Genomic DNA, 26,928 nt, shown 5'->3' with positions numbered 1-26,928 from the left:
ATGACCGGGAACCGGCCGGGTAGGGCAGCGCACGGTGGCGACGGTGAGGAGACGGCGATGAAGGCGATCGTGTACGAGCGGACCGGTGACCCGTCGGTGCTCCAGTTGGTCGACCGGCCGGTGCCGGAGCCGGGGCCGGGTGAGGTGCTGGTGCGGGTGGCCGTCTCCGGGGTGAACCCGACCGACTGGAAGGCGCGGCGGCAGTGGCCGCTGCCGGCGGGCTGGCAGACGCCGGGGCAGGACGGCGCCGGTGTGGTGGAGGCGGTCGGCGAGGGCGTCGACCGGCAGTGGATCGGCGAGCGGGTGTGGCTCTGGGAGGCCGCCTGGCACCGCACCTGGGGCACCGCCGCGGAATACACGGTGATCCCGGTCCGGCAGGCGGTCCGCCTGGGCGACGCCTCCTTCGAGCTGGGCGCGTGCCTCGGCATCCCGTTCCTGACCGCGCACCGCTGCCTCACGGCCGGCGAGTTGATGCCGGACAAGCTGCACGCCGGGGCGTTGAGCGACCACGTGGTGCTGGTGCAGGGCGGCGCGGGCGCGGTCGGGAACGCGGCGATCCAGCTGGCCCGCTGGGCGGACGCCTGCGTGATCGCCACGGTCAGCAGCCCGGAGAAGGCGCAGTTGGCGGCGGCGGCGGGCGCGTCCTTCGTCATCGACTATCGGCAGCAGGACGTGGTCGAGGAGGTCCGCAAGATCGCCCCCGACGGGGTGCACACGATCGTCGAGGTGTCGGCGGCGCGGAACGCGGCGGCCGACGTGCAGCTGCTCCGGACCGGCGGCGCGGTCTGTGTGTACGCCGACGACGGCGGCACCGAGGTGAGCCTGCCGCTCCGGCCGCTGATGGTGCTGAACGCCCGCTGGCAGTTCGTGCTGATCTACACCGAGCCGAAGGCGGCGAAGGCGCAGGCGGTGGCGGACGTGGCGGCGGCCGTCGCGCAGGGGGCGGTACGCGTCGGCGAGGAGGCCGGGCTGCCGCTGCACCGCCACTCGCTGGCCTCCGCGCAGGCGGCGCACGAGGCGGTGGAGAACTCGGTGGTCGGCAAGGTGCTCATCACGACCAGCGCCACCGAATAACGCGAAACGGATTTCTCAGACATCAGGACAGAGGCGAACAAGTTTCGCGAGAATGACGTTGCGGGACCACCCGCATGGACGGGCGGCCCCGGCGCGGTGCGAACGCCGGGGCCGCCCTCTGGGGAGGGATGTCCGTGAGGCCATGTCCCTACCCGTTAGGCGACGGTACGCCGTAAAGCGTTACGGCGCGGTCAGTTCCCGCACTACGAGCCCGCCGTCGGCGTATTGCGACCGGACGACCTTCTTGTCGAACTTGCCGACGCTGGTCTTCGGCACCGCGTCGATGAACGCCCACCGCTCCGGCAACTGCCAGCGCGCCACCGACTTCGCCAGGAAGTCGCGCAGCTCCTCGGCGGTCACCGCGGCGCCCTCGCGGACCACCACGGTCGCCAGCGGGCGCTCGTCCCACCGCTCGTCCGGCACGCCCACCACGCAGGCCTCCAGCACCACCGGGTGCGCCATCAGGGCGTTCTCCAGCTCGACCGAGGAGATCCACTCCCCGCCCGACTTGATCACGTCCTTGGCGCGGTCGGTGAGGGTCAGGTAACCGTCCGGCGAGAGCGTGCCGACGTCCCCCGTACGCAGCCAGCCGTCGCGGAACTTCTCCTCGTCCGGGGTGTCGTCACCGACGTACGTGGCGGTCACCCACGGCCCACGGACCTCCAGCTCGCCCACGGCCGTCCCGTCGGCGGGCAGCGGCTCGCCGAGCGGTCCCACGATGCGGGCAGCCACCCCGGCCGGCACCCGGCCCTGGGTGTAGCGGTAGCGCCAGGCGTCGTCGCCGGTGGCGCCGGCCGGCGGCCGGGAGACCGAGCCGAGCGGCGACATCTCGGTCATCCCCCAGGCATGGATCACGTCGATGCCGTGCCGGTCGTGGAACGCGTGCATCAGCGCCGGCGGGCAGGCCGAGCCACCGACGATCACCTCCTTCAGCGAGGAGGTGTCCACGTCGTGGCTGTCCAGGTGGGCCAGCAGGTCGTTCCAGATGGTCGGCACCGCGCCGGCCAGGGTCGGCCGCTCGGCGGCGATCATCTCGGCGATCGGCGCGGCCTGGAGGAACCGGTCCGGCATGATCAGCGACGCGCCGGAGAGGAACGCCGCGTAGGGCAGCCCCCAGGACATCGCGTGGAACATCGGCACGATCGCCAGCTCGCGGTCGGTCGGACCGAGACCGAACCCCTCCGGCATGCAGACCTGCAACGAGTGCAGATAGATCGAGCGGTGCGAGTAGGCCACCCCCTTGGGGTGGCCGGTGGTCCCGGAGGTGTAGCAGAGCGCGGCGGCGTCGCGCTCGTCCAGCTCCGGCCAGTCGTACACCTCCGGCCGGTCGGCCAGCAGGGCGTCCCAGTGGTGTACGGCGATCCGGTCGCCGGCCGCGGCCACCAGCGGGGCCGGGTCACCGCCGCCGACCACCACCACGTGCCGCACCGTGGTCATCTCGCCGAGCACCCGGGCCAGCAGCGGGATCAGCGTCGAGTCGACCAGCACCACCCGGTCCTCGGCGTGGTTCGCGATGTAGGCGACCTGGTCCGGGAAGAGCCGGATGTTGAGGGTGTGCAGCACCGCGCCCATGCTCGGCACCGCGAAGTAGGCCACCAGGTGCTCGTTGTTGTTCCACATGAAGGTGGCGACCCGCTCGTCGCCGGTCACCCCGCACTCGGCCCGCAGCGCGTGGGCCAGCCGGGCGGCCGTCCGGCCCACCTCGGCGTACGACATCCGGCGCGGTTCGGCGCCGGTCCAGGTCACCACCTCGGCCGTGCCGTGCACGGTGGCGCCGTGTTCGAGGATCCGGGAGATCTGCAGGGGGGCGTCCATCATCGTGCTACGCATGGGTAACAAGCTAGTGTCGGCGGTCACACGTTGGGAAGTGCGGAATCCCGGTCCACCTCGCCGAACGGCCGTAAATTGGCCCGGGTGAGCATCTCCTGGGCAGATTCGTACGTGGGGCAGCTGCGCGCCCTCGCCGGTGACCGCACCCTGATGTTCGTGGGCGCCCGCGCCGTGGTCCGCGACAACGCCGCCCGGGTGCTGCTGATCCGCCGCTCCGACAACGGCCAGTGGGCCCTGCCGGCCGGCGCGATGGAGCTGGGCGAGTCGATCGCCGACTGCGCGGTCCGCGAGGTGTACGAGGAGACCGGGCTGCGCGCCCTGCGGGTCAGCGCCTTCGCCCTCTACACCGGCCCCGACCGCACCCACACCAACATGTACGGCCACACCTACCAGATCTTCACCACCGCGTTCCGGATCGACGAGTGGGACGGCGAGCTGGCCCGGGTCACCGACGAGACCACCGACGCCGGCTTCTTCCACCCCGTGGAGTTCCCCGCCCCGCTCTCCGCGAGCGTCCCGGAGACCCTCGCCGACCTGGACGTCTTCGAGCAGACCAACCGGCTGATCCTCAAGTAGCCACCGCCGACCGAGCCGGCCGGGCACAGCCCGGCCGGCGCCCCCGTGGCGCCGGCCGGGAAGCATCGGCTCCTGTTCAACAGACGTCGAGCCGCGTGATTGCGTTACACCACAGGCATCGATCCGTCAGAGCATCGTCTGGGACTTCGCCTCCATCTCGGCGGCGGCCTCGGACTTCGACTCCTTCGACAACGGCTTGCCGCCCGGGGCGGCGGCCTTCCCGCCGAGCGGGTCGGCGCCGCCGGTGGCACCCTGCGGGCCGGCCCCGCGCAGCTCCCGGTTCGGCATGGCCAGGGTCACCAGCACGGCCACGATGGCGATCAGCCCGGTGGTCAGAAAGACCAGGTGCAGCGACTCGACGAACGCGGCCTGGATGGCGGCGCGGACCGGCCCGGGCAGGGCGAGGATGGTCGCCGGATCGTTGATCGAGATGTTGGCCCCGCCACGGGCGGCCACGGCGGCCCGCTGGTCCGGCGGGAGCTGCGCGATGGCGCCCGGCAGCCGGTCGGCCAGCTGCGCGGTGAGCTGCGACGACAGCACCGCGCCGAGGATCGCCACCCCGAACGAGCCGCCCAGCGACCGGAAGAACGTCGCCGCGGAGGTGCCCGCGCCCAGGTCGCGCGGGTCCACCGCGTTCTGCACGCCGAGGATCAGCGACTGCATGCACAGGCCCAGGCCGACGCCGATCACCACCATGTAGCCGAAGGCCAGCCAGAGCGAGGTGTCGACCTGGAGCTGCCGGAACAGCAGCATGCCGACCACCAGCACGGAAGCGCCGGCCACCGGGAACCACTTGTAGCGGCCGATCCGGCTCATCGCCCGACCGGTCAGCACCGAGGTGACGATGATGCCGGCCATCATCGGCAGCATCAGCAGACCGCTGCGGGTCGGCGAGGCGCCCTTGACGATCTGGAGATAGAGCGGGATGAAGATGATCGACCCGAACATCACCAGACCGAGCACGAAACCCGCCGAGTTCGCCAGCGCGAAGGTGGCGCTGCGGAACAGCCGCAGCGGCAGGATCGGCTCGGCGACCCGGGCCTCCTGGAGCACGAAGAGCACGGCCAGCACCGCGCCGGCCACGAAGAGCCCGATGATCACCCCGGAGCCCCAGGCGTACTCGTTACCGCCCCAGCTCAGCGCCAGCAGCAGGCAGCTCACCCCGGCGACCAGCAGACCCGCGCCGAGCCAGTCGATGGCGTGCTCCCGCCGCTGGAACGGGATCAGCCGCATGACGTGATAGCAGACCACGATCGCCAGGATCGCCAGCGGCACGTTGATATAGAAGATCCACCGCCAGTTGGTCTCCGCGAAGTAGCCACCGACCAGCGGCCCGGCCACCGACGACAGCCCGAAGACCGCGCCGAAGAGCCCCTGGTAGCGACCGCGCTCCCGGGGTGAGACGACGTCCGAGATGATGGTGAACGCCAGCGTCATCAGGCCACCCGCGCCGAGGCCCTGCACCCCCCGGGTGAGGATCAGCTGGGTCATGTTCTGCGACAGGCCGGCCAGCAGCGAGCCCAGCAGGAACGTGCCGATCGAGAAGAGGAAGACCGGCCGGCGCCCGTACAGGTCGGCCATCTTGCCGTACAGCGGGGTGGACGCGGTGGAGGCGAGCAGGTAGGCGGTCACCACCCACGAGTAGTGGTTGATCCCGCCCAGCTCGCCGACGATGGTGGGCAGTGCCGTACCGACGATGGTCTGGTCCAGTGCGGCCAGCAGCATCCCGGTCATCAGGCCGAACATCAACAGGCGGATCTGCCGCCCGTGCAGCACGGCACGGGGCTCAGCGTGGCTGGTCATCCCGCCGTGCTTCCCCGCCGGAAGCGAAACATGCTCCCGACGGGGCGAAACCCGACCGTCCGGCTAGTCGACCGACACCCGGTACGACCGGCCGAGCGTGGCGCACGGATCCGGCGTCACCCGGGCCGCGCCGGCGATCAACGGCAGCGCGTCGGTGGTCATCTTCACGACGAGCGGGTCGGTGTCCGGCGGCAGCGGCGGCACATAGAGCTGGCCGACGCCGTAGCGGACCAGCCATTCGCGCCGCGCCGCCACCGGGAGGTCGGCGAAGTTCCTCGGGAACACGGCGGTCCGCCGGCCGGTCAGCGCGGCGTGCAGCCCGGCGAGGCGGCCGTCGGACATGGTCAGCGTGGTGTCGGCGTGACAGCGGCGCAGTTCCTGCTCGACCGCGCCGCCGGTCAGGTAGTCCGGTCGGGGCGGCACGGTGCTGAACTGGTGGCCGAGCGCCCAGCCGGCCGGCAGTGCCAGCAGGGCGACGGCGACGGCGGTCCCGGTCCGCCGCCCGGCCAGCCGGGCCGGTGCGGGTGCCCGACTGATCAGCCCGATGGCCATCACCAGCACGATCAGCACGACCAGGGAGAGATAGCGCGGGTACGGGTAGCCCGTGGTCAGCTCGGCGGAGAGCACCTGCACGGTGAAGGCGGCCAGCGTGCCCAGGCCCGGCAGCAGCCACCGCCGCTCACCCCGCAGCGCCAGTCCGCGGCGCAGGAGCAGCAGCCCGGCCAGCGCGGTCGCCACCACGGTCGGCGCGTCCAACCCGGCGAGCACCGCCTGCGTGGCCACCGGGGGGAGGTTGCGACCGACCCGGGCCAGCCAGCCCACCGGGTCGTCGGCGACCGTCGGTACCTGGCTCACGTCGGGGAAGAAGTCCAGGATGTGAAGCGGCGGGACGGCCGACGCGACGAGGCGGTTGTCCGCGACGAAGGGTGTGCCGAAGTGGGCCAGCCCGTAGATCGCCCAGGGCACCATCAGGACCGCGAAGACCAGGCCGGCCGCCAGCAGGCCGCGCCAGTGCCGGCGGCGCGCCACGATCACCAGCACCGCCAGCAGGGCGACCGCGAGGAGCGTGTCCGGCCGGGTGAGCACGATTCCGGCCGCGGCGGCACCCGCCGCCGGCCCGGCCCACCCGGGACGCCGGGCCGCCGTGACCAGGGCGAGGAGCAACAGGCTGAGCAGGAGCCCGGCCAGCGGGAAGGTCCGACCCGACAGGACCTCGTCGACGTACGGCGGGAAGCCGAGCAGGCCCACCGCGACGACCGGCCCGAGGGCCCGCACGCCGAACCGGCGGCCGAGCACCGAAAGCACCCCGGCGGTGGCCAGTACGCAGCCCGTGGCCGCCACCAGGGCGGCGTGCGGACCGGTCCGGGTAACCGCCGCGGTGAGGCCGATCAGCACGGGCCACAGCGGCCCGAACGACATCCCGTACGGGGCGGTCGACTGGTAGCTGCGCCAGCCGTCGATGTGGAAGAAGTCGGCGCCCAGGTGCCGGGACAGCTCGTAGTAGCCCCACGAGTCCGGGCTGTACGGCGGACCGTTCCAGTACCGGACCAGCAGCGCGGCGAGCACCACGACCAGCGTCACCCACCCGGCGGCCACCAGCCAGCCGGGCCCGACCGGTCCGCTCCGGTCGTCCACCCGGCCGGCGTCCGGGTGGCTCTCCACCCGCGTGGGGGCGCTCACTGCGCCAGCCCGATCGTCGTCGGGTCACCGGCCACCTGCCCGCGCAGGAACGGCCCCGGCGGCCCGGCGGTCTGCCCCGGCACCTCGGCCGCCTGGCACACCACCGTGTCCCGCACCGAGTACATGGGCCGGGCCCGCACCTCGACCAGGATCCGGGCCAGGTACTCGCCGAGCACCCCGAGGATGAGGAAGAGACCGGTGAAGCCGCCGGAGACCAGGATCGCCAGCGTGGTCCAGCCCTGGATGAGGTTGGACTTCACCAGGTAGACCACCACCGCGTAGCAGATGCCGGCAAGGGAGAGCACGCCGAACGCCAGGGACAACCGGTGCGCCACCCGCAGCCCGAAGCCGGAGAACGACAGCAGGATGTCGAAGGCGAGGCTGGACGTCTCCCGGTCCAGCCGCCGCCGCTGCGCGGTGGTGTCCACGGTGATCCGGTCGTACCGCAGGTGCTCGTGTCGGTGGCCGAGGACGGCGTACAGGGCCTTGCGGTACCGCACCTTCTCCCGCATCACGAGCATCGCGGCCAGCGTGCGCCGCGAGGTCAGCCGCAGGCGTTCGGTACGCAGCGGGGCGTCCAGGTCGCTGTACCGGTTGACCAGGCGGTAGAAGATCCGGCTGCGCAGCGGCCCGTCGTCCCCGCTGGCGGTGACGATGTCGCAGCCGCCGGTCGTGCCGAGTTCGTACATCAGCCCGAGGGTGTCCAACGGGAAGTCCACGGCCGGGCTCTCCAGTTCGAAGACCCAGTCGCCCATCGCCCGGTCCAGCCCGGCCTTGATGCCGGCCTCCACGCCGTGCCGGCGGGCCAGTCGGATCACCACCGCGTTGAGCCGGTGCCGGGCGGCGCAGGCGCGCACGAGGGGGGTCGGGTCGTTCGCCGAATTGTCGTCGACCACTACCAGTTCATGCAGTTCGACATGCTCGGCGAGCCACGGTCCCACCGAATCCAGGAACCCCTCCAGCGCCGTCTCCTCGTTGCGGCAGTAGAGCACGACACTCACGAAGGTCTTGTATTTCATAGCACCTCATCGAGGTCGAAGATCGTATTCACCTTGCCCCCGAACAATGTGACGAACGACGGCCTTTCGCATTCCACCCGGATCAGCGTCGGGCGGGAGTCGTCGACCTCCGCCGTACGCAGTACGGCCTTGACCGCGAAGAGGCTCTCCCGCTGCCTGATCCGGTCCGCGTCGGGCAGGAAGCGACGGGTCAGGGCGTGCATGTACGGGTAACTGCTCACCGGGCGGGCCGGACACGGTCCGCAGTTGGCCAGCAGGCTCGGCCGGCAGTCCTCGACGTGCCGCTGACAGGGGAAGGAAGGCAGGACGTCGGCGCTGGTCAGATGGGGTGTGTAGGGCACGGCGGAGAGGCTGTGCCACGGGCTGTGCCCGAACGGCATGAGCGAGAAGAACGGCCCGTCCATCACGGTCAGTGCCACGTCCCGGTGGGCCGGGGCGTCGACCAGCGCCACCTCGCACAACTCGTACTTCAGCGGCACCGGGGCCAGGCCGAACGCGGCGAGCAGGGTGTTGGTGCCCGCGTACGTCGCGTTGACGACGGCGGCGCACTCCAGTTGCGCCCCGGACCGCAGCGTCATCCGCCACGCGTCACCGTCCCGCCCCGCCTCGGCCACGGTGTCGTTGAGGAACCAGCGCAGCCGGTCGGGGAACGCGGCCAGCCGGGCCAGCAGCGCCTCCCGCAGCTCCGGCGCGTCGAAGCTGAACTCGTCGGTCTCGTACGCCGCCTCGACGCTGCCGTGGTGGAAGAACTCCGCCGGGTCGATCCGGCGGGCCGGCACCCCGACGGTGGCACAGAACTTCTCGAAGTGGGCGGCGTCCACGAAGGAGCCCTCCGCCGCGACCGCGTACACGGCCCGGAAGCGCCGGTTGACCGCCGTCGGGAAGTCCCGGAGGAAACGGTCGTAGTAGCCGGCCGAGTGCACGGCCGTGTAGACGCTGCGCGGGTAGTGGTAGCCGTTGTGGCCGCGGGCCTGGTTGATCAGGCTGGCCCGCACCAGGGGGCGCCGGTCCAGGTCGACCACCGCGACGGAGCGGCCCCGGGCGAGTTGTCGAAGCGCCGCCCACAGGCCGAATACCCCGGCTCCGAAAACGACACTGTCGATGGAAAACCGTCCCCTGGTCACGGCCGGACGCTAGCATTTTCCCTGACACCACATATTGATTTCAGCCGAGGTGAATAATGCTCAGTGGTTTGATCGGCCATACGGGTTTTGTCGGAGGAAATCTCGCACTGCAACGCCGTTACGACATGCAGGTGAACAGCGCCACGGTGGACACGATCGACGGGCGGCGGTTCACCCGGCTCGTCATCAGCGGCGCGCCCGGGCTGAAGTGGCGGGCGAACGCGGAGCCGGACGCCGACGCCGCGGCCATCGACACGCTGATCGACCACCTGCGGACGACCACGGCCGACGAGGCGGTGCTCATCTCCACCGTCGACGTCTATCCCGAGCCGCTCGGGGTGGACGAGGAGACACCGGTCGACCCGGCGGGCCACCCGCAGGCGTACGGGCGCAACCGGGCCCGGCTGGAGCAGTTCGTCCAGCGGCACTATTCCCGCTGCCTGGTGGTCCGGCTGCCGTCGCTCCACGGGCCGGGTCTGCGCAAGAACCTCGTCCACGACCTGATGACCGGGCGGACCGAGGAGTACTGCCACCGCGACTCGGTCTTCCAGTTCTACGACCTGCTGCGGTTGACCGCCGACATCGACCTGGCCGTCGCGGCCGGGCTGTCCGTGCTCAACCTGGCCACCGAGCCCACCGCCGCGCAGACCGTGGCGCAGGAGGTGTTCGGGCGCACGCTGACCTGCGAGACCGTGCCCCGGGTCGAGTACGACATGCACACCCGGCACGGCGACCTGTTCGGCAGCGCCCGGCCGTACGTGAGCAGCCGCGACGAGGTGCTCGCCGGGCTGCGCGCGTTCGTCGGGGAGCAGGTGCCGGCATGAGGGTGGCGGTCAGCAACATCGCCTGGGAGCCCACCGACGACGAGAAGGTCGCGGACGTGCTGCGCCGGGCCGGCGTCGCGGGGGTCGAGGTGGCGCCCACCAAGGTCTGGCCCGACCTGACCACCGTGACGCCGGCACAGGCCCGCGCGTACGGCCGGTGGTGGGCGGCAGCCGGGCTCCCGGTGGTCGCCGCCCAGTCGCTGCTCTTCGGCCGGCCGGATCTCACCCTGTTCGGTCCGGGGCGGGACGAGTTCGTCGCGTACCTGGGTCGGGTCGTCGAGGTGTGCGCCGAACTCGGCGCCACCGCGCTGGTCTTCGGCAGCCCCCGCAACCGGCAGCGGCACGACCTGCCGGTCGAGGTCGCCGACCGGATCGCGGTCGACGTCTTCGGCCGGCTGGCGGAGCGGGCCGCCGGGGCGGGGGCGTGCCTCTGCCTGGAGGCGAACCCTCCGGCGTACGGCGCCGACCACCTCACCACGGCGGCGGAGGCGGCGGCCCTCGTACGCGCGGTCGGCTCGCCGGGCCTGCGGCTGCACCTGGACACGGCCTGCATGGCCCTGGCCGGTGACGACGCGGCGGCGTGCGTGCGCGAGTTTGCCCCGCTGCTGCGGCATGCGCACCTGAGCGAACCGGATCTCGGGCCGGTCGGCGATCCCGATCCACGGCACGCCGACTTCGTCGCCGCGCTGCGGGCGGCGGACTACCCGGGGCACGTCAGCGTGGAGATGCGCCCGTCGACGGACGAACGCGTGGTGTCCGTGGAGCGGGCCGCCCGGTACGCGGTGAGCCTCTGCGGTGGCCGGCCATGACGGCGGCCCGGCTGACGACCGCTCCGGCCTGGCAGGTCCCGTCGTACGAGCGACGGGACTTCGCCCCCCGGCGCAGCCGCTACGCGGTGGTGGTCCCGGTGATCAACGAGGGTGACCGGATCCGCGCCCAGGTGCGCCGGATGCACGCCACCGGGCACGGCCTGGACGTGCTGATCGCCGACGGGGGCAGCACGGACGGCTCCCTCGACGCGGACTTCCTGGCCGCGCACGGCGTGCGGTCCGTGCTGGTGAAGACCGGTGCCGGGCGGCTCGGCGCGCAGCTACGGACGGCCTTCGCCGCCGCGCTGAACGACGGCTACCGGGGCGTGATCACGGTGGACGGCAACGGCAAGGACGGGGTCGAGGCGATCGCCCGCTTCGCCGCCCGGCTGGACGACGGGTACGACTTCGTGCAGGGTTCCCGGTTCGTGCGCCAGGGGCGGGCGGTGAACACCCCACGGGCCCGTTACCTCGGCATCCGTCTGGTGCACGCGCCCGTCCTCTCGGCCGGCGCGCGGACCTGGTACACGGACACCACCAACGGGTTCCGCGGTCACTCGGCGCGACTGCTGACCGATCCCCGGGTGGCCGCGTTCCGGGACGTCTTCGACTCGTACGAGCTGCTGGCCTACCTGCCGGTGCGGGCGGCCCGGCTGGGTCTGCGGGTCTGCGAGGTGCCGGTGACCCGGGCCTATCCGCCGGGCGAGATCCCCACCAAGATCAATAATTTCTCCGGGCACGTCGACCTGTTGACCATCGCCGTCCGCGCCGCGACCGGCCGGTACAACCCGCCCCGGATCCCCCGGCCGACCCGGACGGGCCGCCGGGCATGAGGTGTGGCGGCGACGCGTACCGGGCCGTCGCCGCCCACTCATGATCACCGTACGGCGTGCGGCCCCTCCGCGAACTCCTCGACGATCTTCGCGCAGAAGGCCGGCAGGTCGTCCGGCTTGCGGCTGCTGACCAGTCCGTTGTCCGTGACGACCTGCTCGTCGACCCAGTTCGCGCCGGCGTTGGTCAGGTCGGTGCGCAGGCTCGGCCAGGAGGTCATCCGGCGGCCCCGCACCACGTCCGCCTCGATCAACGTCCACGGGCCGTGGCAGATCACGCCGACCGGCTTGCCGGCGTCGAAGAACGACTTCACGAACCGGACCGCCTCCGGGTCCGACCGCAGGAAGTCCGGGTTCGCCACCCCGCCGGGCAGCACCAGCGCGTCGTACGCGCCGGCGTCCGCCTCGGCGGCGGTCACGTCCACGTCGTACGTCTTGCCGTGGTCGAGATGGTTGAAGGACTGGATCGAGCCGGACTCGAGCGAGACCAGCTCGACCCGCGCGCCGGCCTTCTCGACCGCCTCGCGCGGCTGGACGTACTCGACCTCCTCGACGCCGTCGGCGGCCAGGAACGCGATCCGCTTGCCCTGCAGGTTCGCTGCCATGTCGGTTCTCCTCTCGGGGTACCTGAAGTCCCTTCCCGCGCCGGGATGCCCGAAACGCCATCCCCGACCTGGCCGTTCGTGGTCCACCCGCCGGGCGTCAGGTTTGTTCGGCCGGGCCCGGGGGACCCCGAAGGGCATGGCAGGAGCAGCAGCGGAAGAACGCCGGCTCGCCACCGTCGTGGAGAGCTGGCTCGGGCGTCCCGTGCTGGTCGTCGGCGACGCCATGCTGGACGAGTGGCGGTTCGCCGAGTCCGAGCGGCTCTGCCGGGAGGCACCCGCGCCCGTCCTCACCCTGCGCCGGCGGATCTCCGCGGCCGGCGGTGCGGCGAACACCGCCGTCAACATCTCCGCCCTCGGCGGCCGGGCGGTCCTGGTCGCCCCGGTCGGCGCCGACGTGGCCGGGGACGAACTGCACGACTGCCTGGACCGCGCGGGCGTCTGGGACCGGACGGTCAGTCGCGAGGGTCGTCCCACCCCGGTGAAACGACGGATGCTCGCCGGCAACCAGATCCTGCTGCGCGAGGACTCCGGCGACCCGGAGGAGACGCTCGACGACGACGCCGTGGCCCGGCTGCTCACCGCGCTGCACTGCGCCACCGAGGAACTCTCCGCCGCCGCCGGGGGCGCGCCACTGACGCTGGTGGTCTGCGACTACGGGCTCGGCGCGCTGCCCTCGGCGGTGCGCGCCTGGCTGGTCGCCAACCGGGACCGCTACGCCACCGTCGCGCTCGACGCGCACGACCTCGCGGACTGGCGGGGACTCGCCCCGACCGTGGTCACCCCGAGCTTCGCCGAGGCCACCCGGCTGCTGGCCCGCGCGGCGGCCGGCTTCAACGTGGCCGGCCGGACCACCGCCACCGGCACCTCCGGCCTGCACCTCGACCACCCGGCCGACCCGGCCGAGGGCCCTCGGAGCTGGTGGTCGGCGCGGCCCCGGGCGGGGCCGGCAGCCCTCATCCGAGGTCCGGCGCACCGGTCGGCGGCGGGGCGGCCGTGCCCGCCGGGCCGACCGGCGAGCCGACCCCCGCGGAGGAACGGGTCGCGTTGACCGGCGACGGGCTCAGCGTGACCGGCACCGGTGTGACGGTGAACGCGGCGGCCGGCGAGGGCGTGGACCGGGCGGTGCTGGCCGAGTCGCGCCTGGCGGAGCTGCGCGCGCACACCGGCGCCGACGTGGTGGCGGTGACCCTGGACACCGAGGGCGCGGTGGTCGGCGGCGTCGACGGCGAACCGCGGCGCAGCCACAGCACCCCGGTCCCGGCCAGCCACGCGGTCGGCGCCGGGGACGCCTACCTGGCGGCGATGACGCTGGCCCTGGCCGCCTCGGCGACGCTGCCGACCGCCGCGCAGCTCGCCCAGCTCGCCGCGACCATCACGGTCTCCGACACCGGCACCTGCGTGTGCCGCCGGGAGGACCTGCTCGCCGCGCTCGGCAGCGGACCGGACGACGCCGGGCACCCGACCGTGGTGGATGCGGCCGAACTGACCGCCGTCGTCGCCGACCACCGCCGGTCCGGGCGCTCGGTGGTCTTCACCAACGGCTGCTTCGACGTGCTGCACCCGGGGCACGTCCGCTATCTCACCCAGGCCCGCGCCCTCGGCGACCTGCTGATCGTGGCGGTCAACTCCGACGACAGCGTCCGCCGGCTGAAGGGGCCGGACCGGCCGGTGAACCCGGTGGAGGACCGCACCACGCTGCTCGCGGCGCTGGCCTGCGTGGACCACGTGGTGGTCTTCGAGGAGGACTCCCCGGCCCACCTGATCGAGGCGGTCCAGCCGGACGTCTACGTCAAGGGCGGCGACTACCCGCCGGAGATGGTCCCCGAGGCGCCGCTGGTCCGCCGGCTCGGTGGGCAGGTCCGCACCCTCGGGTACGTGCCGGACCGCTCCACCTCGGCGATCATCGACCGGATCCGGGCGCATCCCGTCGCCGGTCCGGCCGTCCGGCACGAAGCCGCCGGTCGGGCCGTCACCGACCGGTCGGTCACCGACGGCGTACCGGGTGGGCCGGCGTGAACCGACCGCTGGACCCGGGCACGCCGGAGCAGTTCCGCCGGCACCGGCAACTCGACGTGCTGATCCCCACCCGCAACCGTCCCGCCGAGCTGGCGGTCACCCTCGCCGGGCTGGCCGCCCAGGAGGACGTACCCGACTTCGGGGTGGTGGTGAGCGACCAGTCCGACGGCGGGCCCGCGTACGCGCACCCGGCGGCGGCCACCATGGTCCGGGCGCTGCGCCACCGGGGCCACCCGGTGCTGCTGACCCGGCGGCTGCCCCGGCGCGGGCTGGCCGAGCACCGCGCGTTCCTGCTGGACAACTCCGTCGCCCGGTACGTCCTCTGCCTCGACGACGACGTCTGGCTGGAGCCGGGGGCGGTCGGTCGGCTGGTCACCGCGATCCGGGAGCTGGGCTGCGGGTTCGTCGGCAACGCCGTGCACGGCCTGTCGTACGCCGACGACGTGCGACCCGAGACGCACCGCCACTACGAGGAGTGGGACGGCCCGCCCACCCCCGAGCGGGTCCGCCCCGGCACCCCGGCCTGGGACCGGGCGCGGATCCATCCGGCGGCGAACCTGCTGCACGTGACGCAGAAGCTGCGCCTGCCGGCGGGCGCGTGGCGGGCGTACAAGATCTCCTGGATCGGCGGGTGCGTGCTCTACGACCGGGCCAAGCTGGTCGACGCCGGCGGCTTCGAGTTCTGGCGGCGGGTGCCGGAGCAGCACCAGGGCGAGGACGTGGCCGCCCAGCTGGCGGTGCTGGCCCGGCACGGCGGCGCGGGGGTGCTGCCCAGCGGCGCCTACCACCTGGAGTCGCCGACCACCGTCACCGAGCGGGACGTGGAGGCGTGGGAGGTGGTGCTCACCGACTCGGACACCCCGCAGCCCGCCTGAGCCCTCGGCCGACCGGCGGCGGTGCCGGACCGTCCGGTGTCAGCCGGCGAGCAGTTCGCGGGCGGCCTCGACCACCTCGACGACGGGGACGTCGGTGACGAAGGAGTCGCGGTGCGGGCAGTCGCCGTCGCCGGGGCGGTGCGGATAGATGCCGGGGGTGCAGTCGACGCCGCAGACCGGGCAGTGGGTGGTCCAGGAGGCGATCGGCCGGTGCCGGCCCCGCAACGGCGTCGCCCCGTTGATCATGTTGCCGATCCAGTAGATACCGACGGTCGGGGCGCCGACCGCACCGGCCAGGTGCAGCGGCCCGGAGTCGTTGGAGACCACCAGCGCGCAGTCGGCATAGCAGGCGGCCAGCGCGCCCAGCCCGAGCGTGCCCACCTGGGGACGGACCGGTACGCCGGCCGCCGCCACCACCTCGTCCACCACCTCCTGCTCGACGGGGGTGCCGGTGACCAGCACCTCGTACCCGTCGCCGGCCAGCGCCCGGGCCACCGCGGCGAACCGCTCGGCCGGCCAGCGCCGCCGGCTGTCGGTGGCCCCTGGGTGCAGCGCCACCCGCGGACGCTCCGCCGGACCGAGCACCGCGCGGGCCTCCGCCCGGTCCGTGTCGGTGGGGTCGAGCGCCGGGGTGATCGTGGTGGCCGCCGCGCCGACCAGCGCGACGGCCTCCAGATAGCGGATCACCTCGTGCTGGTAGTAGACGTACCGGAGCCAGCGGTCCAGGGGTGGCGCGTCCTCGGCCCGCAGTCCGGCGGTCACCCGGGCGCCCAGGCCGGCGACGATCGGGTTGGAGTTGGCCCCACCGCCGTGCAGTTGCAGGGCCAGGTCGAAGCGTTCCGCGCGGGCCGCGGCGAGGAAGTCGGCCAGGGACGACTCCGGCTCACCGGGGTCGGGCACCCGGATGCCGGGGGCCGGTGGCACCACCAGCACCCGGTCCACCGGGCCCGGCCGGTCGCGCCAGAACTTCGCGTGCCAGGGCGCACCGAGCAGCATGATCTCCGCCGCCGGGTACGCGGCCCGCACCGCCTCCAGCGCGGGCAGGATGAAGATGAAGTCACCGAGCGCGTTGGCCCGCAGCACGGCGATCCGCTCGACGTCGGGCACGCGCTCGCCCACCGGGCCGAGCGGACCTGGGCCGAGCGGGGACGGGGCGGTCACGCGTCAGGGCCGGTCGATCTCGTCGACGGTGGTGTCGGGGTGGTGCATCTCCCGGTCGGCGGCCGGGTCGGCGCGGGTGGACGTACCCGTCGTGGTGCCGGTGGGGCGCGGGCCGGTCCGGCCGACGGTGATGGTGCGCGGCGCGGGCCGGGACGCCCGGGGCAGTCGCACCCGCAGCAGGCCGTGGTCCATCACCGCGTCGATCGAGTCGGGGTCCACCCGGGACGGCAGGTCGACCCGGTATTCGAAGCCCCGGGTCTCGAACCCGCCCGGGATGCCCTGGTCGGCGTTGACCTCGGCCTCCGAGCGGGCCCGGACGCAGAGCTCCCGGTCGTCCAGCTCGACGGCCACCTCCTCGGGCGCCACCCCGGGCAGCCGGACGGTGACCTCCCAGCCGTCGTTGGTCTCGGTCAGCTCCACGTCGGGCGGCCCGGACCGGCCGCCGACCAGCCGGCTCAGCTCCGAACGCAGCGACTGCAGCTCGCCCATCGGGTCCCAGCCCTGCTGCCGCCCGCGCCAGCCCCGGGCGAACCCACCGCTCTGTTCCGTCATCGCACGTCTCCGATCCGCTGGTGTGCCGAGGGGGATCGCAGCGAGCTCGGCGCGTTCAGGTCGGCCTCGGGGTCGACGCCGACGCCGAGCCGGTCGACCAGTTCGCCACCGAGCCAGGCGCTGAGGCCGAGCAGGGCCACCGCGACCACCTCGATCGCGATCAGCGCGCCGCCGGCGGCCCGGGAGTCGGCATTGAGCCGGACCACCCAGACCGCGGCGAAGAGCAGGATCACCGCGAGGTTGGCGGCGGCGTGGGTGAGCCCCACCCGCTTCGCCCGGGTGCCGGCGGGGATGGCGAGCAGGTCGACACTGCCGGCCGCGGCGGCCAGCAGGCCGCCGACCAGGCCGACGGTGATGTTCCAGTACGCCAACTCGCCGAGCAGCCGCGGTCCGCCGACGGTGTCGATCACGTCGAATCCGACCGCGGTGACCAGGAGGGCGACCGGGAACATCACCAGCATCGGGTGTACGGGGTGGCCGAGCACCTTGAGTCGGCTCTCCACTGCCACCTCCGTCCGGTCGCGTCCGGCGTGCTGCGTGTGAGGCCGTACCCGACCCGACGGGGGGCAAACGCACTCGACGCGCTCTCTAGGCTGAACGGTGGCAGAGCCCCGCCGGTCACGGGTCGGAACGCCGGCGGGGTCCCACCGACGGGGGAGGTCCACGTGGAGATCACGTCGTACGAGGAGCTGCGCGAGCTGCTGGGGGCACCGATGCCCCGGGCGGTCACCAAGGAACGCACGGTGCTGCACCAGCGGGACCGGGAGTGGCTGGCCGCCTCGCCGTTCTGCCTGATCGCCACGGCCGGCGCGGACGGCAGCTGTGACGTCTCGCCGAAGGGCGACCCGCCCGGCTTCACGCTGGTGCTGGACGACACGACGATCGCCATCCCGGAGCGGCCCGGCAACCGGCGGGCGGACGGCTACCGCAACATTCTCGACAACCCGCACGTCGGGCTGATCCATCTGATCCCCGGCCGGACGGACACGCTGCGGATCAACGGTCGGGCCCGGCTGGTGCGCGACGCGCCGTACTTCGAGGACATGGTGGTCAAGGGGCACCGGCCGGTACTGGCGGTGGAGGTGGTGGTCGAGCAGATCTTCTACCACTGCGCGAAGGCGTTCCTCCGCTCGCAGCTGTGGCGCCCGGAGACCTGGCGGCCGGAGGCGCTGCCGTCCCGGCCCCGGCTGATCAAGGAGGTGGAGGCCCCGGCGGCGACCCTGGAGGAACTCGAGCGCCACTACGGCCCCGACTACCTGAAGACCATGTACTGACCGTCCACACCGGCCGGCCGCTCCGCGTGGAGTTCAGCGCCGAGCCCGGCCGCCGAGCCGTTGCGGCACCGGCAGCCGGGGGATCCGGGACGGTCCGGCGTTTCACCGGGCGACTGAGGGTACAGATCAAGGGACGGCGCACCGCGATCGCGCGGTGCGGCAACCCCCTCAGGACACGGGTCGAGGAAGGACGATGTGCGATGCCGACGACGAAGAACTCCGGGCGCGGCAGTGGCTCGACCACGAACCCGCCGGGTAACCAGACCCCCAACACGCCCGACATCAACGAGAGCGACATCGCCCGGCTCAAGGTGGACCAGCTGCGCGACCGGCTGCGCCGACGCGGCGTCACCGACACCACCGACATGCAGAAGGACGACCTGGTCAAGGCTCTGATCAAGAGCATGCGCGACGATTCGGGCCGCAGCTCCTCCGGCGGCTCGGGCTCGTCCGGCGGCATCCGGACCGGCGCGCACACCTCGAGCTCGATCAGGTACTCGCAGGAGATCACCTCGGTCGACGACGAGCCGGAGCGGGCCGGGCGCAGTCTGGTCACCACCGACCACGAGGTGATCCGGCGCTGGGCCGAGGCGCGCAAGGGCGTACCGACCACGGTGGACGGCAGTGAGCACGACGGGCACGCCGGTGTGCTGCGCATCGACTTCCTGGCCAACGGACGCGAGGAACGGCTGAGCGAGATCAGCTGGGAGGAGTGGTTCCGCGCGTTCGACGAGCGGCGGCTCAACTTCATCTATCAGGAGGAGCGCTCCGACGGGCGGCAGAGCAACTTCTTCCGGTTGGAGAGCCCGGACCGCGAGGACGGCTGACGCCCTCGTACACCGGCCCCGAAGGCCCAGGTCGACGCGTCGACCTGGGCCTTCGCGCTGTCCGGCGCATGGCCGTCGACCTTTCTGGTTTAGGCCGTATGCGGTGGGTACCAATTCTTCAGACGCGAGGAAAGCCGTCCTGAGAACACTCAACGACGAAGGAGTGCTCATGACCACCAAGGTCGAGAAGTCCATCGAAGTCAATGTCCCGGTCAGCACCGCCTACAACCAGTGGACGCAGTTCGAGGAGTTCCCCCGGTTCATGGGCGGCGTCCAGGAGGTGCGCCAGCTGGACGACAAGCGGATGCACTGGGTCGCCGAGATCGCGGGCGTGAAGCGCGAGTGGGACGCCAAGGTGCTGGAGCAGGTGCCGGACCGGAAGGTCGCCTGGGCCGCCACCGACGGGGCCACCAACGCCGGCGCCGTCTACTTCCAGCCGGTCGGCACCGACCGCACCCAGGTCCGGCTCTCCCTGGAGTACGAGCCGGAGGGCCTGGTCGAGAAGGCCGGCGACAAGCTGCACATCGTCGAGAAGCGGGCCGAGGCCGACCTGGAGAAGTTCAAGTCGTACATCGAGGGCCGGGGCGTCGAGACGGGCGCCTGGCGCGGCACGGTCGACGAGGGCCGCAACCTGGGCACGCCCGGCGTCGAGCACGCCGCCTCCTCCCGGGGTGACGACGGCAAGGCCGGCATCTCCGGCAAGGCCGTCGCGGCGGGCGCGGCCGTAGCCGGCGCGGCGGCGGGTGCCGCGGCGCTCGCCAAGCACCGTTCGGGTGACGAGACCCCGACGACCCCGGAGACCGAGACCGAGTACGTGGTGACCGACGTCGAGGTCGTCCCGGAGCCCGGCACGACCGCCTACCCGACGGACCCGCGCCGCACCATCTGACGTACGTCCTTCCCTGCCGGCGACGCCCGGCGGACCGCTCCCGGTCCGCCGGGCGTCGTCGTGCCGGTGTGGTTCAGTCCGCGCGGTCGGCGGGCGGCGGGCCCGACTTCGACGCCTGCCGGGCCGCCTCGATGACCTCGGTCAGGGTGCCGTGCAGCCGCGTCAACTCCGCGACGGGCATACCGAGCCGCTCGACGATGGCCGGCGGGATCCGCTCGGCCTCGGCGCGCAGCGCCCGCCCCCGCTCGGTGAGCGTCACGGCGAGGCTGCGCTCGTCGGCCGGGTCCCGCTCTCGCCGGAGATAGCCGCTCGCTTCGAGGCGCTTGAGCAGGGGCGACAGGGTGCCGGGATCGAGTTGCAGCAGCCGGCTCAGCTCGCGTACGGAGAGCGGGGCGTGCTGCCACAGCGCCAGCATGACCAGGTATTGCGGGTGGGTGAGTCCCATCGGTTCGAGCAGCGGCCGGTAGACGGCCACCACGCCTCGGGCAGCCACCGAGAGGGCGAAGCAGACCTGCTGTTCGAGCGCCAGCGGATCGTCGATGTCGCCCAGGTCACCCATCCGGTTCCTTCCCTCTCACCGCTGCTACCGTACCAATAGTTGGGGCACCAATTGTTTGCACGCCAATGGTCGGAGGAGTGGAAGATGGCCGAGGAGAAGCAGGACGCGGGCCGGGGCGGGCGGATCCTCGGCTGGGTCTATCAGAACCTCGCCGGCCCGGCCACCGTGGAGAACGCCGTCCAGGGCGGCTCCCAGCAGGCGCGGGACCTGTGGAAGCAGGACCTCGAACGGCGCAAGCAGTGGAGCCGGGAGCAGCGCGAGCGCAAGCGCGCCGAGCGCGCGGCCCGCCAGGGGCGCTGACGTTTGCCGTGGCGTGCCAGGGATACGTCCCCACCCTCGACGCCCCTGCATCGCACCGACCAGTGACGCGTCAACCCGACGCGCCTGTGGGAGACTCCGCGCGTGACGACGCAGGCTGCCGACGACGACGTCCTGACCGCCCGGGAACTCCTCCAGGTCGAGGGTGGAACGTGGGGCGGACTGCTCTTCGACAACCCGCGGATCGGCCTGCCGCCGGCCCTGACCTGGAGCTTCCGCTTCCCGTTCCAGGAGGTGAGCCGCGACTACGGGAGCAGCCCCGTCTTCCTGGACGTCGACTGGCTCTCCCTCCCTGTGCCCGGCTGGCGCAACATGGCAGGTCAAACGGTCCGGGACATCGGCGAGCCGGCCGAAGCCAGCGTCTACTTCTTCTCGCACCACCAGTACGACCTCATCGACCTGGAGATCGTCGAGCAGCGCGAACGGGCGGTCCACGCCCGGGCCGCCCTGCGGGGTGACGTGGACCGCCTCGGCATCGACCGGGTGGTCGCCGACGCCTGGCTGACCTTCTCCGGCATCACCGTGCACCTGTCGGACACCACCTCGGCCGAGGCGGCCCTCGCCCGGCTCCGGAACTTCACCGACACCGCCGGCTTGTCCTGGTCGCCGACGCCCGGCAGCCCGTCCTTCCAGTTCGTCCCCACCGGTTCCTAGCCGCTGCGGTCGGCTGGACCGGGTGACGGTCAGGCGGGGCGGCGGGTGAAGTGCATGTGCCAGTTGGTGATCCGGGTCCGCTCACCGTCCACGGAGAACGCCTGCTCCCAGTGAGCGCTGTTCTCCGTGACCTCCGACCAGATGAAGCGCGCCCGGATCGGGCGGGCGTCGTACTCGTCGTCGCCGAGGAAGACGCCGGTGCCGTCCGGGCCGAATCGGCCGGTTACGGGTGGGAAGAGAGTGCTGGCCGGAAGGTGCCCGTCGTACGGCAGGCGCAGTGGCGGGCCGGGCGGACGGGGCCGCGAATCGGGGGCGGCCTCACTAAGGTGCCTCCAATGCGCATTCCACCTCTGCCCAAGGCATCGCTGGATCTCACCGGCGACAAGGCTACGAAGCGAGCAGTCGGCAACCGTCCGGCGAACGTCACCTCACCCATCACGATCGACGCCTACAACCCTGAGTGGCCCGCCATGTTCGCCAAGGAGGAGGCCGCCATCCGGGCCGCGCTCGGCGCCAAGGCTCTTGCCGTCGAGCACGTCGGGTCCACCGCGGTGCCCGGGTTGGCGGCCAAGAATCGACTCGACATCGACCTCATCGTTGCGGACCCGGCAGACGAAGACGCCTACGTGCCGCCGTTGGAAGCCGCCGGCTACCTGCTCCGCACCCGCGACCCCGACTGGTACGGGCACCGCTGCCTCTGGACCCACGACCACGGCGTGAATCTGCACGTCTTCGGCCCTGACTGCGATGAGTACCTCCGGCACCTGATCCTCAGAGACCGGCTCCGCACCCACTCGGAAGATCGCGATCGCTATGCGGCCGAGAAGCAGCGCATCGCACAGGAACACCCGATGGACATGGCGCTGTACGTCCAGGGCAAGACGGCGATCATCATCGACATCCTCAAGCGGTGCGGGCTGCGCTGAACAACCGCGCCGACCCGCGGCTCCCGGGCGCCGCCAGTACACCTGGAGCGCGCGCGTCGCGATCGCATCGGGGACGAGGCGGTCGCGACGCGGATGCGGACCTTTCGTGGACCGGCGGGCGCTGTTGTCGACCTCGGGAAACGGCGAAGCCCAGGTCGTTGACCTGGGCTTCTTCACCGAGCCGCCTGACGGAATCGAACCGTCGACCTACGCATTACGAGTGCGTCGCTCTAGCCGACTGAGCTAAGGCGGCAACGATCATCAAGTGTACGGCACACCCCCACCCGCGACCGAACGGGATCCCCCCCCGCGCGCCGATCCGGACACTGCGGCATCTTCAGACGTTCACCGGACACCGCTCGCAGCGCGTCAGGACTACCCTGCGGCGAGTGAGCGACGATCACGTACCGGAGCAGCAGCCGATCCCCGAGGCGCAGCCGGGCGAGCGGGCCGCCCGCCGGCCACGCAGCCTCGACCCCTTGGAGCTGGGCTTCACCCCGCGCAAGCCGGTGCCCTGGCTGGCGCCGTTCCTGCTGATCAGCACCGGCATCCGGACGCTGCTGGCGATGTTGTTCGGGGCGTACCTGGACAAGCGGGAGCTGCAGAACGCGTTCGGCGACGGGATCTTCCACCAGGTCGGGCCGGACGGCGGGCTGTGGCTGGACTACGTGGCGGACCTGGGGGACGGCTTCGACGCCACCTACTCGGTGGCGTACCTGCTGGCGCAGCCGGAGCTGGAGGTGGAGGGGCACCGGCTGCCCCGGGCGCAGACCCTGGTGATGGGGGGCGACCAGGTCTATCCGTCGGCGTCCTACGAGGCGTACGAGGACCGGGCCAAGGGGCCGTACCAGGCGGCGCTGCCCTGCTCGCCGCCCGAGCGGCCGACCCTCTTCGCGGTGCCCGGCAACCACGACTGGTACGACGGGCTGACCGCCTTCCTGCGGCTCTTCGTCCGCTCCCGGGACCGGCACTTCGCCGGTTGGGGCACCGGGCAGTCCCGGTCGTACTTCGCGGTGGAGCTGCCGGGCGGCTGGTGGCTGCTGGGCCTGGACGACCAGTCCGGGTCGTACCTGGACGATCCGCAGCTCACCTACTTCGACGAGGTCGCCCGGAAGCTCACCCCGCGCTGCAAGGTGATCCTGGCCGTGCCGGAGCCGACCTGGGTCAAGGCCGTCGACCACCCCACGGCGTACGACTCGGTCGACTACTTCATCCGTACGATCATCGCCCCCACGGGTGCGCAGGTGCGCCTGCTGCTCTCCGGCGACCTGCACCACTACGCCCGCTACACCGGCCCGGACCGGCAGCTCGTCACCTGTGGTGGCGGCGGCGCCTACCTCTATCCCACGCACAAGTTGCCGGAGCGGATCGAGGTGCCGCCGCGGGACACCCCGTCCCGCCGGGCCAGCCGCACCCGCCCGTACGACCTGGTGGCCCGCTTCCCGGACGCGGCCCGCTCCCGGCGTTACGGCTGGGGCATCTTCGCCCGGCTGCCGTTCCGCAACCCGGGCTTCACCACGCTGCTCGGCACGCTGCACACCCTGCTGATGCTGGCGATGGCCGGGGTGGCCGCGCACCGGGCCGGCGCCACCGAGCAGCGGCTGTTCAGCGTGCCGCTGGTGATCATGTTCGTGGTGACGATGCTGAGCGCGGCGTTCTTCGCCAAGCCACCGAGCGCCGGCGGGAAACGGCACGTCCGGCACTGGATCCTCGGCGTCGGCCACGGCCTGGCCCACGTGGCGCTGGCCGCCGCCGGCACCTGGGCCTGGCTGTCGCTGCCTCTCTACGAGTGGCCGTGGCCGCTGCCGGCGGTCGCCGCCGCCGTCGTGTACGGCCCGGTGATCGGCCTGGTCTCCAGCCAGGTGGTCGCGCTGTACCTGCTGGTGGCGGGCGCGTTCGGGGTGAACGTGAACGAGCTCTTCGCCGGCCAGGGCATTGAGGACTCGAAGTCCTTCCTACGGATGCGGATCGACCCCGACGGCACGCTCACGATCTATCCGATCGCCCTGGACAAGGTCTCCCACGCCTGGCAGCTCAACCCCGACCAGTCCCCCACCGCCTCCTGGCTCACCCCCCAACACCCCCTGCTCCCCCGCCTGGCCGAACCCCCCATCACCCTCCCCTGACCGCCCTCCCCTCCTCGCTCCGCCTGTTGATCAAGAGGTTTGCGTCTCGAAGAGCGCGCACGCAGACGCAGACCTCTTGATCAACGCCACTGGGCAGGGACGCTGCGGGAGGGGGCGGGGGTCAGGGGGTGTAGTGCTGGTCGTGGGCTTGGCGGGGGGCGCAGACGGAGGCGCGGCTGCAGGAGCAGCGGGAGCCGTCGGCGTCGAGGCGGACGGTCACCGCGTCTCTCGGGACGCTGTGGCCGACCACGCGGCCGTCGCCCTCGGGGGTGGTCACTCGGGTGCCGACGGCGGGGGCGGACTCCTGGAACTTCTGATACAGCGGGTGTTCGTACTTGAGGCAGCACATCAGGCGACCACACGCGCCCGAGATGCGCAGCGGGTTCAGCGGCAGGTCCTGGTCCTTCGCCATCCGGATGGTGACCGGCTCGAAGTCGTTGAGGAAGGTGGCGCAGCACAGGTCACGGCCGCAGGAGCCGATGCCACCCTGGACCCGCGCCGAGTCCCGCGCGGAGAGCTGCCGCAGCTCCACCCGGCAGCGCAGGGTGGCGCCGAGGTCGCGGACCAGCGAGCGGAAGTCCACCCGGTGCGGCGCGGTGAAGTAGACGGTGGTCCGGTCGGTGCCGGCGTCCGCCGGCCCGAGCACGTGGTCCACCGCGACCACCTTCATCGGCAGGCCGTGCTCCCGGATCAGCCGCTTCGCGGCCACCTTCGCCTCCGCCTTGCGCTGGCGCAGCAGCTCGTCGCGGTGCAGGTCGTCCTCGCCGGCCAGCCCGGCCAGCCGGGGGAAACCCCCGGTCTCCTCGGACACCCACTGGGCCGCCCAGACGCACTCGGCCACCTCGGGCCCGTCGTCGGTGGGCACCAGCACCCGGTCGCCCACCTGTGGACGGAACTCACCGGGGTCGAGGTAGTAGAGGCGCCCGTACCGGTTGAAGCTGACCGCGCAGAGCATGCCCATGCCGTCCACCCTACGACGGCGGACCGCCGCCGGCCCGCCGGGGCGTCGTCACCCGGTCACGCCGTGCAGCGATCCACGACTGTCGACTCGACCGACCGGCACCCCACCCGTCGTGTGGTTGCCCCTCGCCCGGACGGCTGATTCCTGGCCGGCACCGGGGACAAACGCCCGCCGACAGCGTTGAGTGAACACAGACCTGCGGGGGGTGCAGGGAAAGCCACGGCGTCGCCGCCGCAGCCGGTTCACGCCGGATGCAGCGCGACGCCGTGGCCGTGTCCGGGTCAGCGACCGATCCGGGTGGTGCCGCCGTAGCGGGGGGCGTTCACCGGGCGGTCCCGCCAGGTCGTCTCGGCGAGGCTGGGCCCCCACTGCCGCAGCAGCGTCTCCGCGCCGTCGTAGGCCACCCCGAGGACGGAGAGCACCCGTACGGCGATCTCCGCCGCCGCCAGCACCCCGGTGAGGCCGGTGTCGGCCCCGGGTCGAGTGGCGGCGAGCACGGTGACCGCCTCGGCCGAGCGCAGCACGTCGGCCAGTGCCCGGGCCAGGGCGAGCCGGCTGCCCTCCACCCAGTCGGCCAGCGCGTCGGCATAGCCCGCCGTCGAGTCCAGCCGCCCGACCAGGCTCTCCGGACCTTCGTCGAGGTGCCGCAGCAGCGCGCCGCGGGCCTCGTCGTACGCGGAGGCGGCCGGGCCGGACCAGGCGACCGGGTCGGCGAGGGTGGCACCGGCGTCGTCGTACCCCCGGACGAGCCGGCGCACGGCGTGGCCGGCGGTCGCCAGCGGCGCGGGATGCAGCTCGAGGAAGCCGCGCACCGCGTCGCCGGGGAGCACCTGCATGCGGCGCAGCAGCGGCCAGAGCCGGTGCGCCTCGGGCACCCCGGAGGCGAGCAGCGGGTCGACGCGGTCCAGCAGGTCGAGGCCGGGCTCGGCGAGCCGGTCCAGGGCGTCCATCACGCCTCCCGGGCCAGCCGGCGGCGGACGGCGTCGTCGGTGTCGGAGTATCGGTCGGCGGCGCTGCGCAGGGCAGCCGCGGCAGCGGCCAGCCGGGCGGCGGCGGCGCGGGCCTCCCGGGCCCGGCTGTCGGTGGCGGTGGTCCACTGCCGGTGCAGGGCGCGCCCGATCTCGCCGGGACGGCCGGCGACGTGCGCGCCGAAGGCGGGTGCGGCGGGTCGCTCGCGGTGACCGTGTGAGCGACGGTGGCCAGGACGGCGCTCGCCTCGTCGAGGCGACCGGCCAGGGCGTGCAGGCTCTCCATCTCAGGCTCCGGCCAGGGGGCGGTAGGTCGCGAAGGTCTCGTTGTGCAGCTTCTCCCGCGCCCACTGCGCGGCGTCGGCCGCGGCGGTGACCGCGGCCTGCACGGACCCGGCCACGTCGCGGGGACTGCGCTGGTGCAGCGGGCCGAGGAAGCGCACGTCGGTGATCCGCCCGCCGGCCGTCACCACCACCTCGACCAGCCCGTCGGGTGAGCGGACGGTGACCTCGACCGTCGTCACCGCCTGGTCGAACTCGGCCTGCAGGGACTCGATGCGCCGGTAGCGCCGCACCGCCTCCTCGATCCAGGCCTCGTCGATCTCCCCCCGCGGCATGGGCGGACTCCTCCCCGGCAGACGGCCCCAC

At 72.7% G+C, this 26,928-nt stretch carries 25 protein-coding genes, 1 tRNA gene and 3 pseudogenes; 14 read left to right on the top strand and 15 right to left on the bottom strand.

What is annotated here, in order from left to right:
• Nucleotides 1-57: 57 nt before the first annotated feature.
• On the top strand, nucleotides 58-1,074 hold the full coding sequence (locus tag MRQ36_RS15175; RefSeq protein WP_242796163.1) for an NADPH:quinone reductase: 1,017 nt from the start codon (nucleotides 58-60) through the stop codon (nucleotides 1,072-1,074).
• A gap of 180 nt (nucleotides 1,075-1,254) precedes the next feature.
• Here MRQ36_RS15175 and MRQ36_RS15170 read toward each other — a convergent pair whose 3' ends face one another.
• Nucleotides 1,255-2,889 (bottom strand): fatty acid--CoA ligase, encoded by a 1,635-nt coding sequence (locus MRQ36_RS15170; protein ID WP_242801129.1) that lies wholly within the window; start codon nucleotides 2,887-2,889, stop codon nucleotides 1,255-1,257.
• Between the two features lie 99 nt (nucleotides 2,890-2,988).
• Between MRQ36_RS15170 and MRQ36_RS15165 the strand changes: the two genes are divergently transcribed.
• The gene (locus MRQ36_RS15165; protein ID WP_242796162.1) at nucleotides 2,989-3,480 is read left to right on the top strand and encodes an NUDIX domain-containing protein; all 492 of its coding nucleotides are present in this window, start codon (nucleotides 2,989-2,991) and stop codon (nucleotides 3,478-3,480) included.
• A 126-nt stretch (nucleotides 3,481-3,606) separates the two neighbouring features.
• Here MRQ36_RS15165 and MRQ36_RS15160 read toward each other — a convergent pair whose 3' ends face one another.
• The 4 genes from MRQ36_RS15160 to MRQ36_RS15145 form a co-directional block, all read right to left on the bottom strand.
• Nucleotides 3,607-5,283, bottom strand: a complete 1,677-nt coding sequence (locus MRQ36_RS15160) for an MDR family MFS transporter (protein WP_242796161.1) — start codon at nucleotides 5,281-5,283, stop codon at nucleotides 3,607-3,609.
• Between the two features lie 63 nt (nucleotides 5,284-5,346).
• Nucleotides 5,347-6,963 (bottom strand): hypothetical protein, encoded by a 1,617-nt coding sequence (locus MRQ36_RS15155; RefSeq protein ID WP_242796160.1) that lies wholly within the window; start codon nucleotides 6,961-6,963, stop codon nucleotides 5,347-5,349.
• Entirely contained in the window at nucleotides 6,960-7,982 is a 1,023-nt protein-coding gene (locus tag MRQ36_RS15150; protein WP_242796159.1) for a glycosyltransferase, read from the bottom strand. The genes MRQ36_RS15155 and MRQ36_RS15150 overlap by 4 nt, the downstream gene beginning before the upstream one ends.
• The gene (locus tag MRQ36_RS15145) at nucleotides 7,979-9,106 is read right to left on the bottom strand and encodes an FAD-dependent oxidoreductase (protein WP_242796157.1); all 1,128 of its coding nucleotides are present in this window, start codon (nucleotides 9,104-9,106) and stop codon (nucleotides 7,979-7,981) included. Before MRQ36_RS15145 ends, MRQ36_RS15150 begins: the two co-directional genes overlap by 4 nt.
• Before the next feature lie 131 nt (nucleotides 9,107-9,237).
• Between MRQ36_RS15145 and MRQ36_RS15140 the strand changes: the two genes are divergently transcribed.
• The 3 genes from MRQ36_RS15140 to MRQ36_RS15130 are packed head-to-tail and all read left to right on the top strand — an operon-like array spanning nucleotide 9,238 to nucleotide 11,572.
• Complete coding sequence (locus MRQ36_RS15140; RefSeq protein WP_242796155.1) at nucleotides 9,238-9,930, top strand: hypothetical protein; 693 nt, start codon at nucleotides 9,238-9,240, stop codon at nucleotides 9,928-9,930.
• Complete coding sequence (locus MRQ36_RS15135; RefSeq protein WP_242796153.1) at nucleotides 9,927-10,739, top strand: sugar phosphate isomerase/epimerase; 813 nt, start codon at nucleotides 9,927-9,929, stop codon at nucleotides 10,737-10,739. The genes MRQ36_RS15140 and MRQ36_RS15135 overlap by 4 nt, the downstream gene beginning before the upstream one ends.
• Nucleotides 10,736-11,572, top strand: a complete 837-nt coding sequence (locus tag MRQ36_RS15130; RefSeq protein WP_242796151.1) for a glycosyltransferase family 2 protein — start codon at nucleotides 10,736-10,738, stop codon at nucleotides 11,570-11,572. The genes MRQ36_RS15135 and MRQ36_RS15130 overlap by 4 nt, the downstream gene beginning before the upstream one ends.
• A gap of 44 nt (nucleotides 11,573-11,616) precedes the next feature.
• Here the strand turns inward: MRQ36_RS15130 and MRQ36_RS15125 are convergent, their stop codons facing one another.
• Nucleotides 11,617-12,174 (bottom strand): type 1 glutamine amidotransferase domain-containing protein, encoded by a 558-nt coding sequence (locus MRQ36_RS15125; protein WP_242796150.1) that lies wholly within the window; start codon nucleotides 12,172-12,174, stop codon nucleotides 11,617-11,619.
• 136 nt (nucleotides 12,175-12,310) lie between these two features.
• Between MRQ36_RS15125 and rfaE2 the strand changes: the two are divergent.
• Nucleotides 12,311-14,190: pseudogene (gene rfaE2, locus MRQ36_RS15120) on the top strand (D-glycero-beta-D-manno-heptose 1-phosphate adenylyltransferase).
• Nucleotides 14,187-15,065, top strand: coding sequence for a glycosyltransferase family 2 protein (locus MRQ36_RS15115; RefSeq protein ID WP_242796149.1), 879 nt, complete (start codon nucleotides 14,187-14,189; stop codon nucleotides 15,063-15,065). Before rfaE2 ends, MRQ36_RS15115 begins: the two are co-directional and overlap by 4 nt.
• Before the next feature lie 39 nt (nucleotides 15,066-15,104).
• Here the strand turns inward: MRQ36_RS15115 and MRQ36_RS15110 are convergent, their stop codons facing one another.
• The 3 genes from MRQ36_RS15110 to MRQ36_RS15100 are packed head-to-tail and all read right to left on the bottom strand — an operon-like array spanning nucleotide 15,105 to nucleotide 17,281.
• A complete protein-coding gene (locus MRQ36_RS15110; RefSeq protein ID WP_242796148.1) occupies nucleotides 15,105-16,226 on the bottom strand; it encodes a glycosyltransferase family 9 protein in 1,122 nt (373 codons plus the stop codon).
• A 3-nt stretch (nucleotides 16,227-16,229) separates the two neighbouring features.
• A complete protein-coding gene (locus tag MRQ36_RS15105) occupies nucleotides 16,230-16,778 on the bottom strand; it encodes an Hsp20/alpha crystallin family protein (RefSeq protein WP_242796147.1) in 549 nt (182 codons plus the stop codon).
• Complete coding sequence (locus MRQ36_RS15100; protein WP_242796146.1) at nucleotides 16,775-17,281, bottom strand: DUF2231 domain-containing protein; 507 nt, start codon at nucleotides 17,279-17,281, stop codon at nucleotides 16,775-16,777. The genes MRQ36_RS15105 and MRQ36_RS15100 overlap by 4 nt, the downstream gene beginning before the upstream one ends.
• Before the next feature lie 210 nt (nucleotides 17,282-17,491).
• Between MRQ36_RS15100 and MRQ36_RS15095 the strand changes: the two genes are divergently transcribed.
• From MRQ36_RS15095 to MRQ36_RS15085, 3 genes and pseudogenes are all read left to right on the top strand, one after another.
• Nucleotides 17,492-18,052, top strand: coding sequence for a pyridoxamine 5'-phosphate oxidase family protein (locus tag MRQ36_RS15095; RefSeq protein WP_242801127.1), 561 nt, complete (start codon nucleotides 17,492-17,494; stop codon nucleotides 18,050-18,052).
• Nucleotides 18,053-18,252: 200 nt separating this feature from the next.
• Nucleotides 18,253-18,879, top strand: a complete 627-nt coding sequence (locus tag MRQ36_RS15090) for a hypothetical protein (RefSeq protein ID WP_242796145.1) — start codon at nucleotides 18,253-18,255, stop codon at nucleotides 18,877-18,879.
• Between the two features lie 169 nt (nucleotides 18,880-19,048).
• Nucleotides 19,049-19,498 (top strand): annotated as a pseudogene (locus tag MRQ36_RS15085) (SRPBCC family protein); the annotation flags it as partial.
• 343 nt (nucleotides 19,499-19,841) lie between these two features.
• Here the strand turns inward: MRQ36_RS15085 and MRQ36_RS15080 are convergent.
• Complete coding sequence (locus tag MRQ36_RS15080; RefSeq protein ID WP_242796144.1) at nucleotides 19,842-20,327, bottom strand: MarR family winged helix-turn-helix transcriptional regulator; 486 nt, start codon at nucleotides 20,325-20,327, stop codon at nucleotides 19,842-19,844.
• A gap of 84 nt (nucleotides 20,328-20,411) precedes the next feature.
• Here MRQ36_RS15080 and MRQ36_RS15075 point away from each other — a divergent pair, with 84 nt between their 5' ends.
• The 3 genes from MRQ36_RS15075 to MRQ36_RS15065 all read left to right on the top strand — a co-directional run bounded on the left by MRQ36_RS15075 (nucleotide 20,412) and on the right by MRQ36_RS15065 (nucleotide 22,225).
• Entirely contained in the window at nucleotides 20,412-20,627 is a 216-nt protein-coding gene (locus MRQ36_RS15075) for a hypothetical protein (protein ID WP_242796143.1), read from the top strand.
• Nucleotides 20,628-20,729: 102 nt separating this feature from the next.
• Entirely contained in the window at nucleotides 20,730-21,299 is a 570-nt protein-coding gene (locus MRQ36_RS15070; RefSeq protein WP_242796142.1) for a hypothetical protein, read from the top strand.
• Between the two features lie 335 nt (nucleotides 21,300-21,634).
• A complete protein-coding gene (locus MRQ36_RS15065; protein ID WP_242796141.1) occupies nucleotides 21,635-22,225 on the top strand; it encodes a GrpB family protein in 591 nt (196 codons plus the stop codon).
• A gap of 179 nt (nucleotides 22,226-22,404) precedes the next feature.
• Here MRQ36_RS15065 and MRQ36_RS15060 read toward each other — a convergent pair.
• A tRNA-Thr gene (locus MRQ36_RS15060) sits at nucleotides 22,405-22,478 on the bottom strand.
• A gap of 127 nt (nucleotides 22,479-22,605) precedes the next feature.
• On the opposite strand from MRQ36_RS15060, the gene MRQ36_RS15055 reads away from it, so the two are divergent.
• On the top strand, nucleotides 22,606-24,351 hold the full coding sequence (locus MRQ36_RS15055; protein ID WP_278188291.1) for a metallophosphoesterase: 1,746 nt from the start codon (nucleotides 22,606-22,608) through the stop codon (nucleotides 24,349-24,351).
• 121 nt (nucleotides 24,352-24,472) lie between these two features.
• Here MRQ36_RS15055 and MRQ36_RS15050 read toward each other — a convergent pair whose 3' ends face one another.
• The 4 genes and pseudogenes from MRQ36_RS15050 to MRQ36_RS15035 all read right to left on the bottom strand — a co-directional run bounded on the left by MRQ36_RS15050 (nucleotide 24,473) and on the right by MRQ36_RS15035 (nucleotide 26,897).
• Entirely contained in the window at nucleotides 24,473-25,312 is an 840-nt protein-coding gene (locus MRQ36_RS15050) for a regulatory iron-sulfur-containing complex subunit RicT (protein WP_242796140.1), read from the bottom strand.
• A gap of 281 nt (nucleotides 25,313-25,593) precedes the next feature.
• Nucleotides 25,594-26,262, bottom strand: a complete 669-nt coding sequence (locus tag MRQ36_RS15045; RefSeq protein ID WP_242796139.1) for a hypothetical protein — start codon at nucleotides 26,260-26,262, stop codon at nucleotides 25,594-25,596.
• Nucleotides 26,262-26,566, bottom strand: a pseudogene (locus tag MRQ36_RS33310) (type VII secretion target). Before MRQ36_RS33310 ends, MRQ36_RS15045 begins: the two are co-directional and overlap by 1 nt.
• A gap of 1 nt (nucleotide 26,567) precedes the next feature.
• Nucleotides 26,568-26,897, bottom strand: a complete 330-nt coding sequence (locus MRQ36_RS15035) for a YbaB/EbfC family nucleoid-associated protein (RefSeq protein WP_242796138.1) — start codon at nucleotides 26,895-26,897, stop codon at nucleotides 26,568-26,570.
• Nucleotides 26,898-26,928: the final 31 nt, after the last annotated feature.

Origin of the sequence: Micromonospora sp. R77, assembly GCF_022747945.1 — a bacterium.
GTDB lineage: Bacteria > Actinomycetota > Actinomycetes > Mycobacteriales > Micromonosporaceae > Micromonospora.
This window is presented reverse-complemented; position numbering and strand designations above follow the sequence as displayed.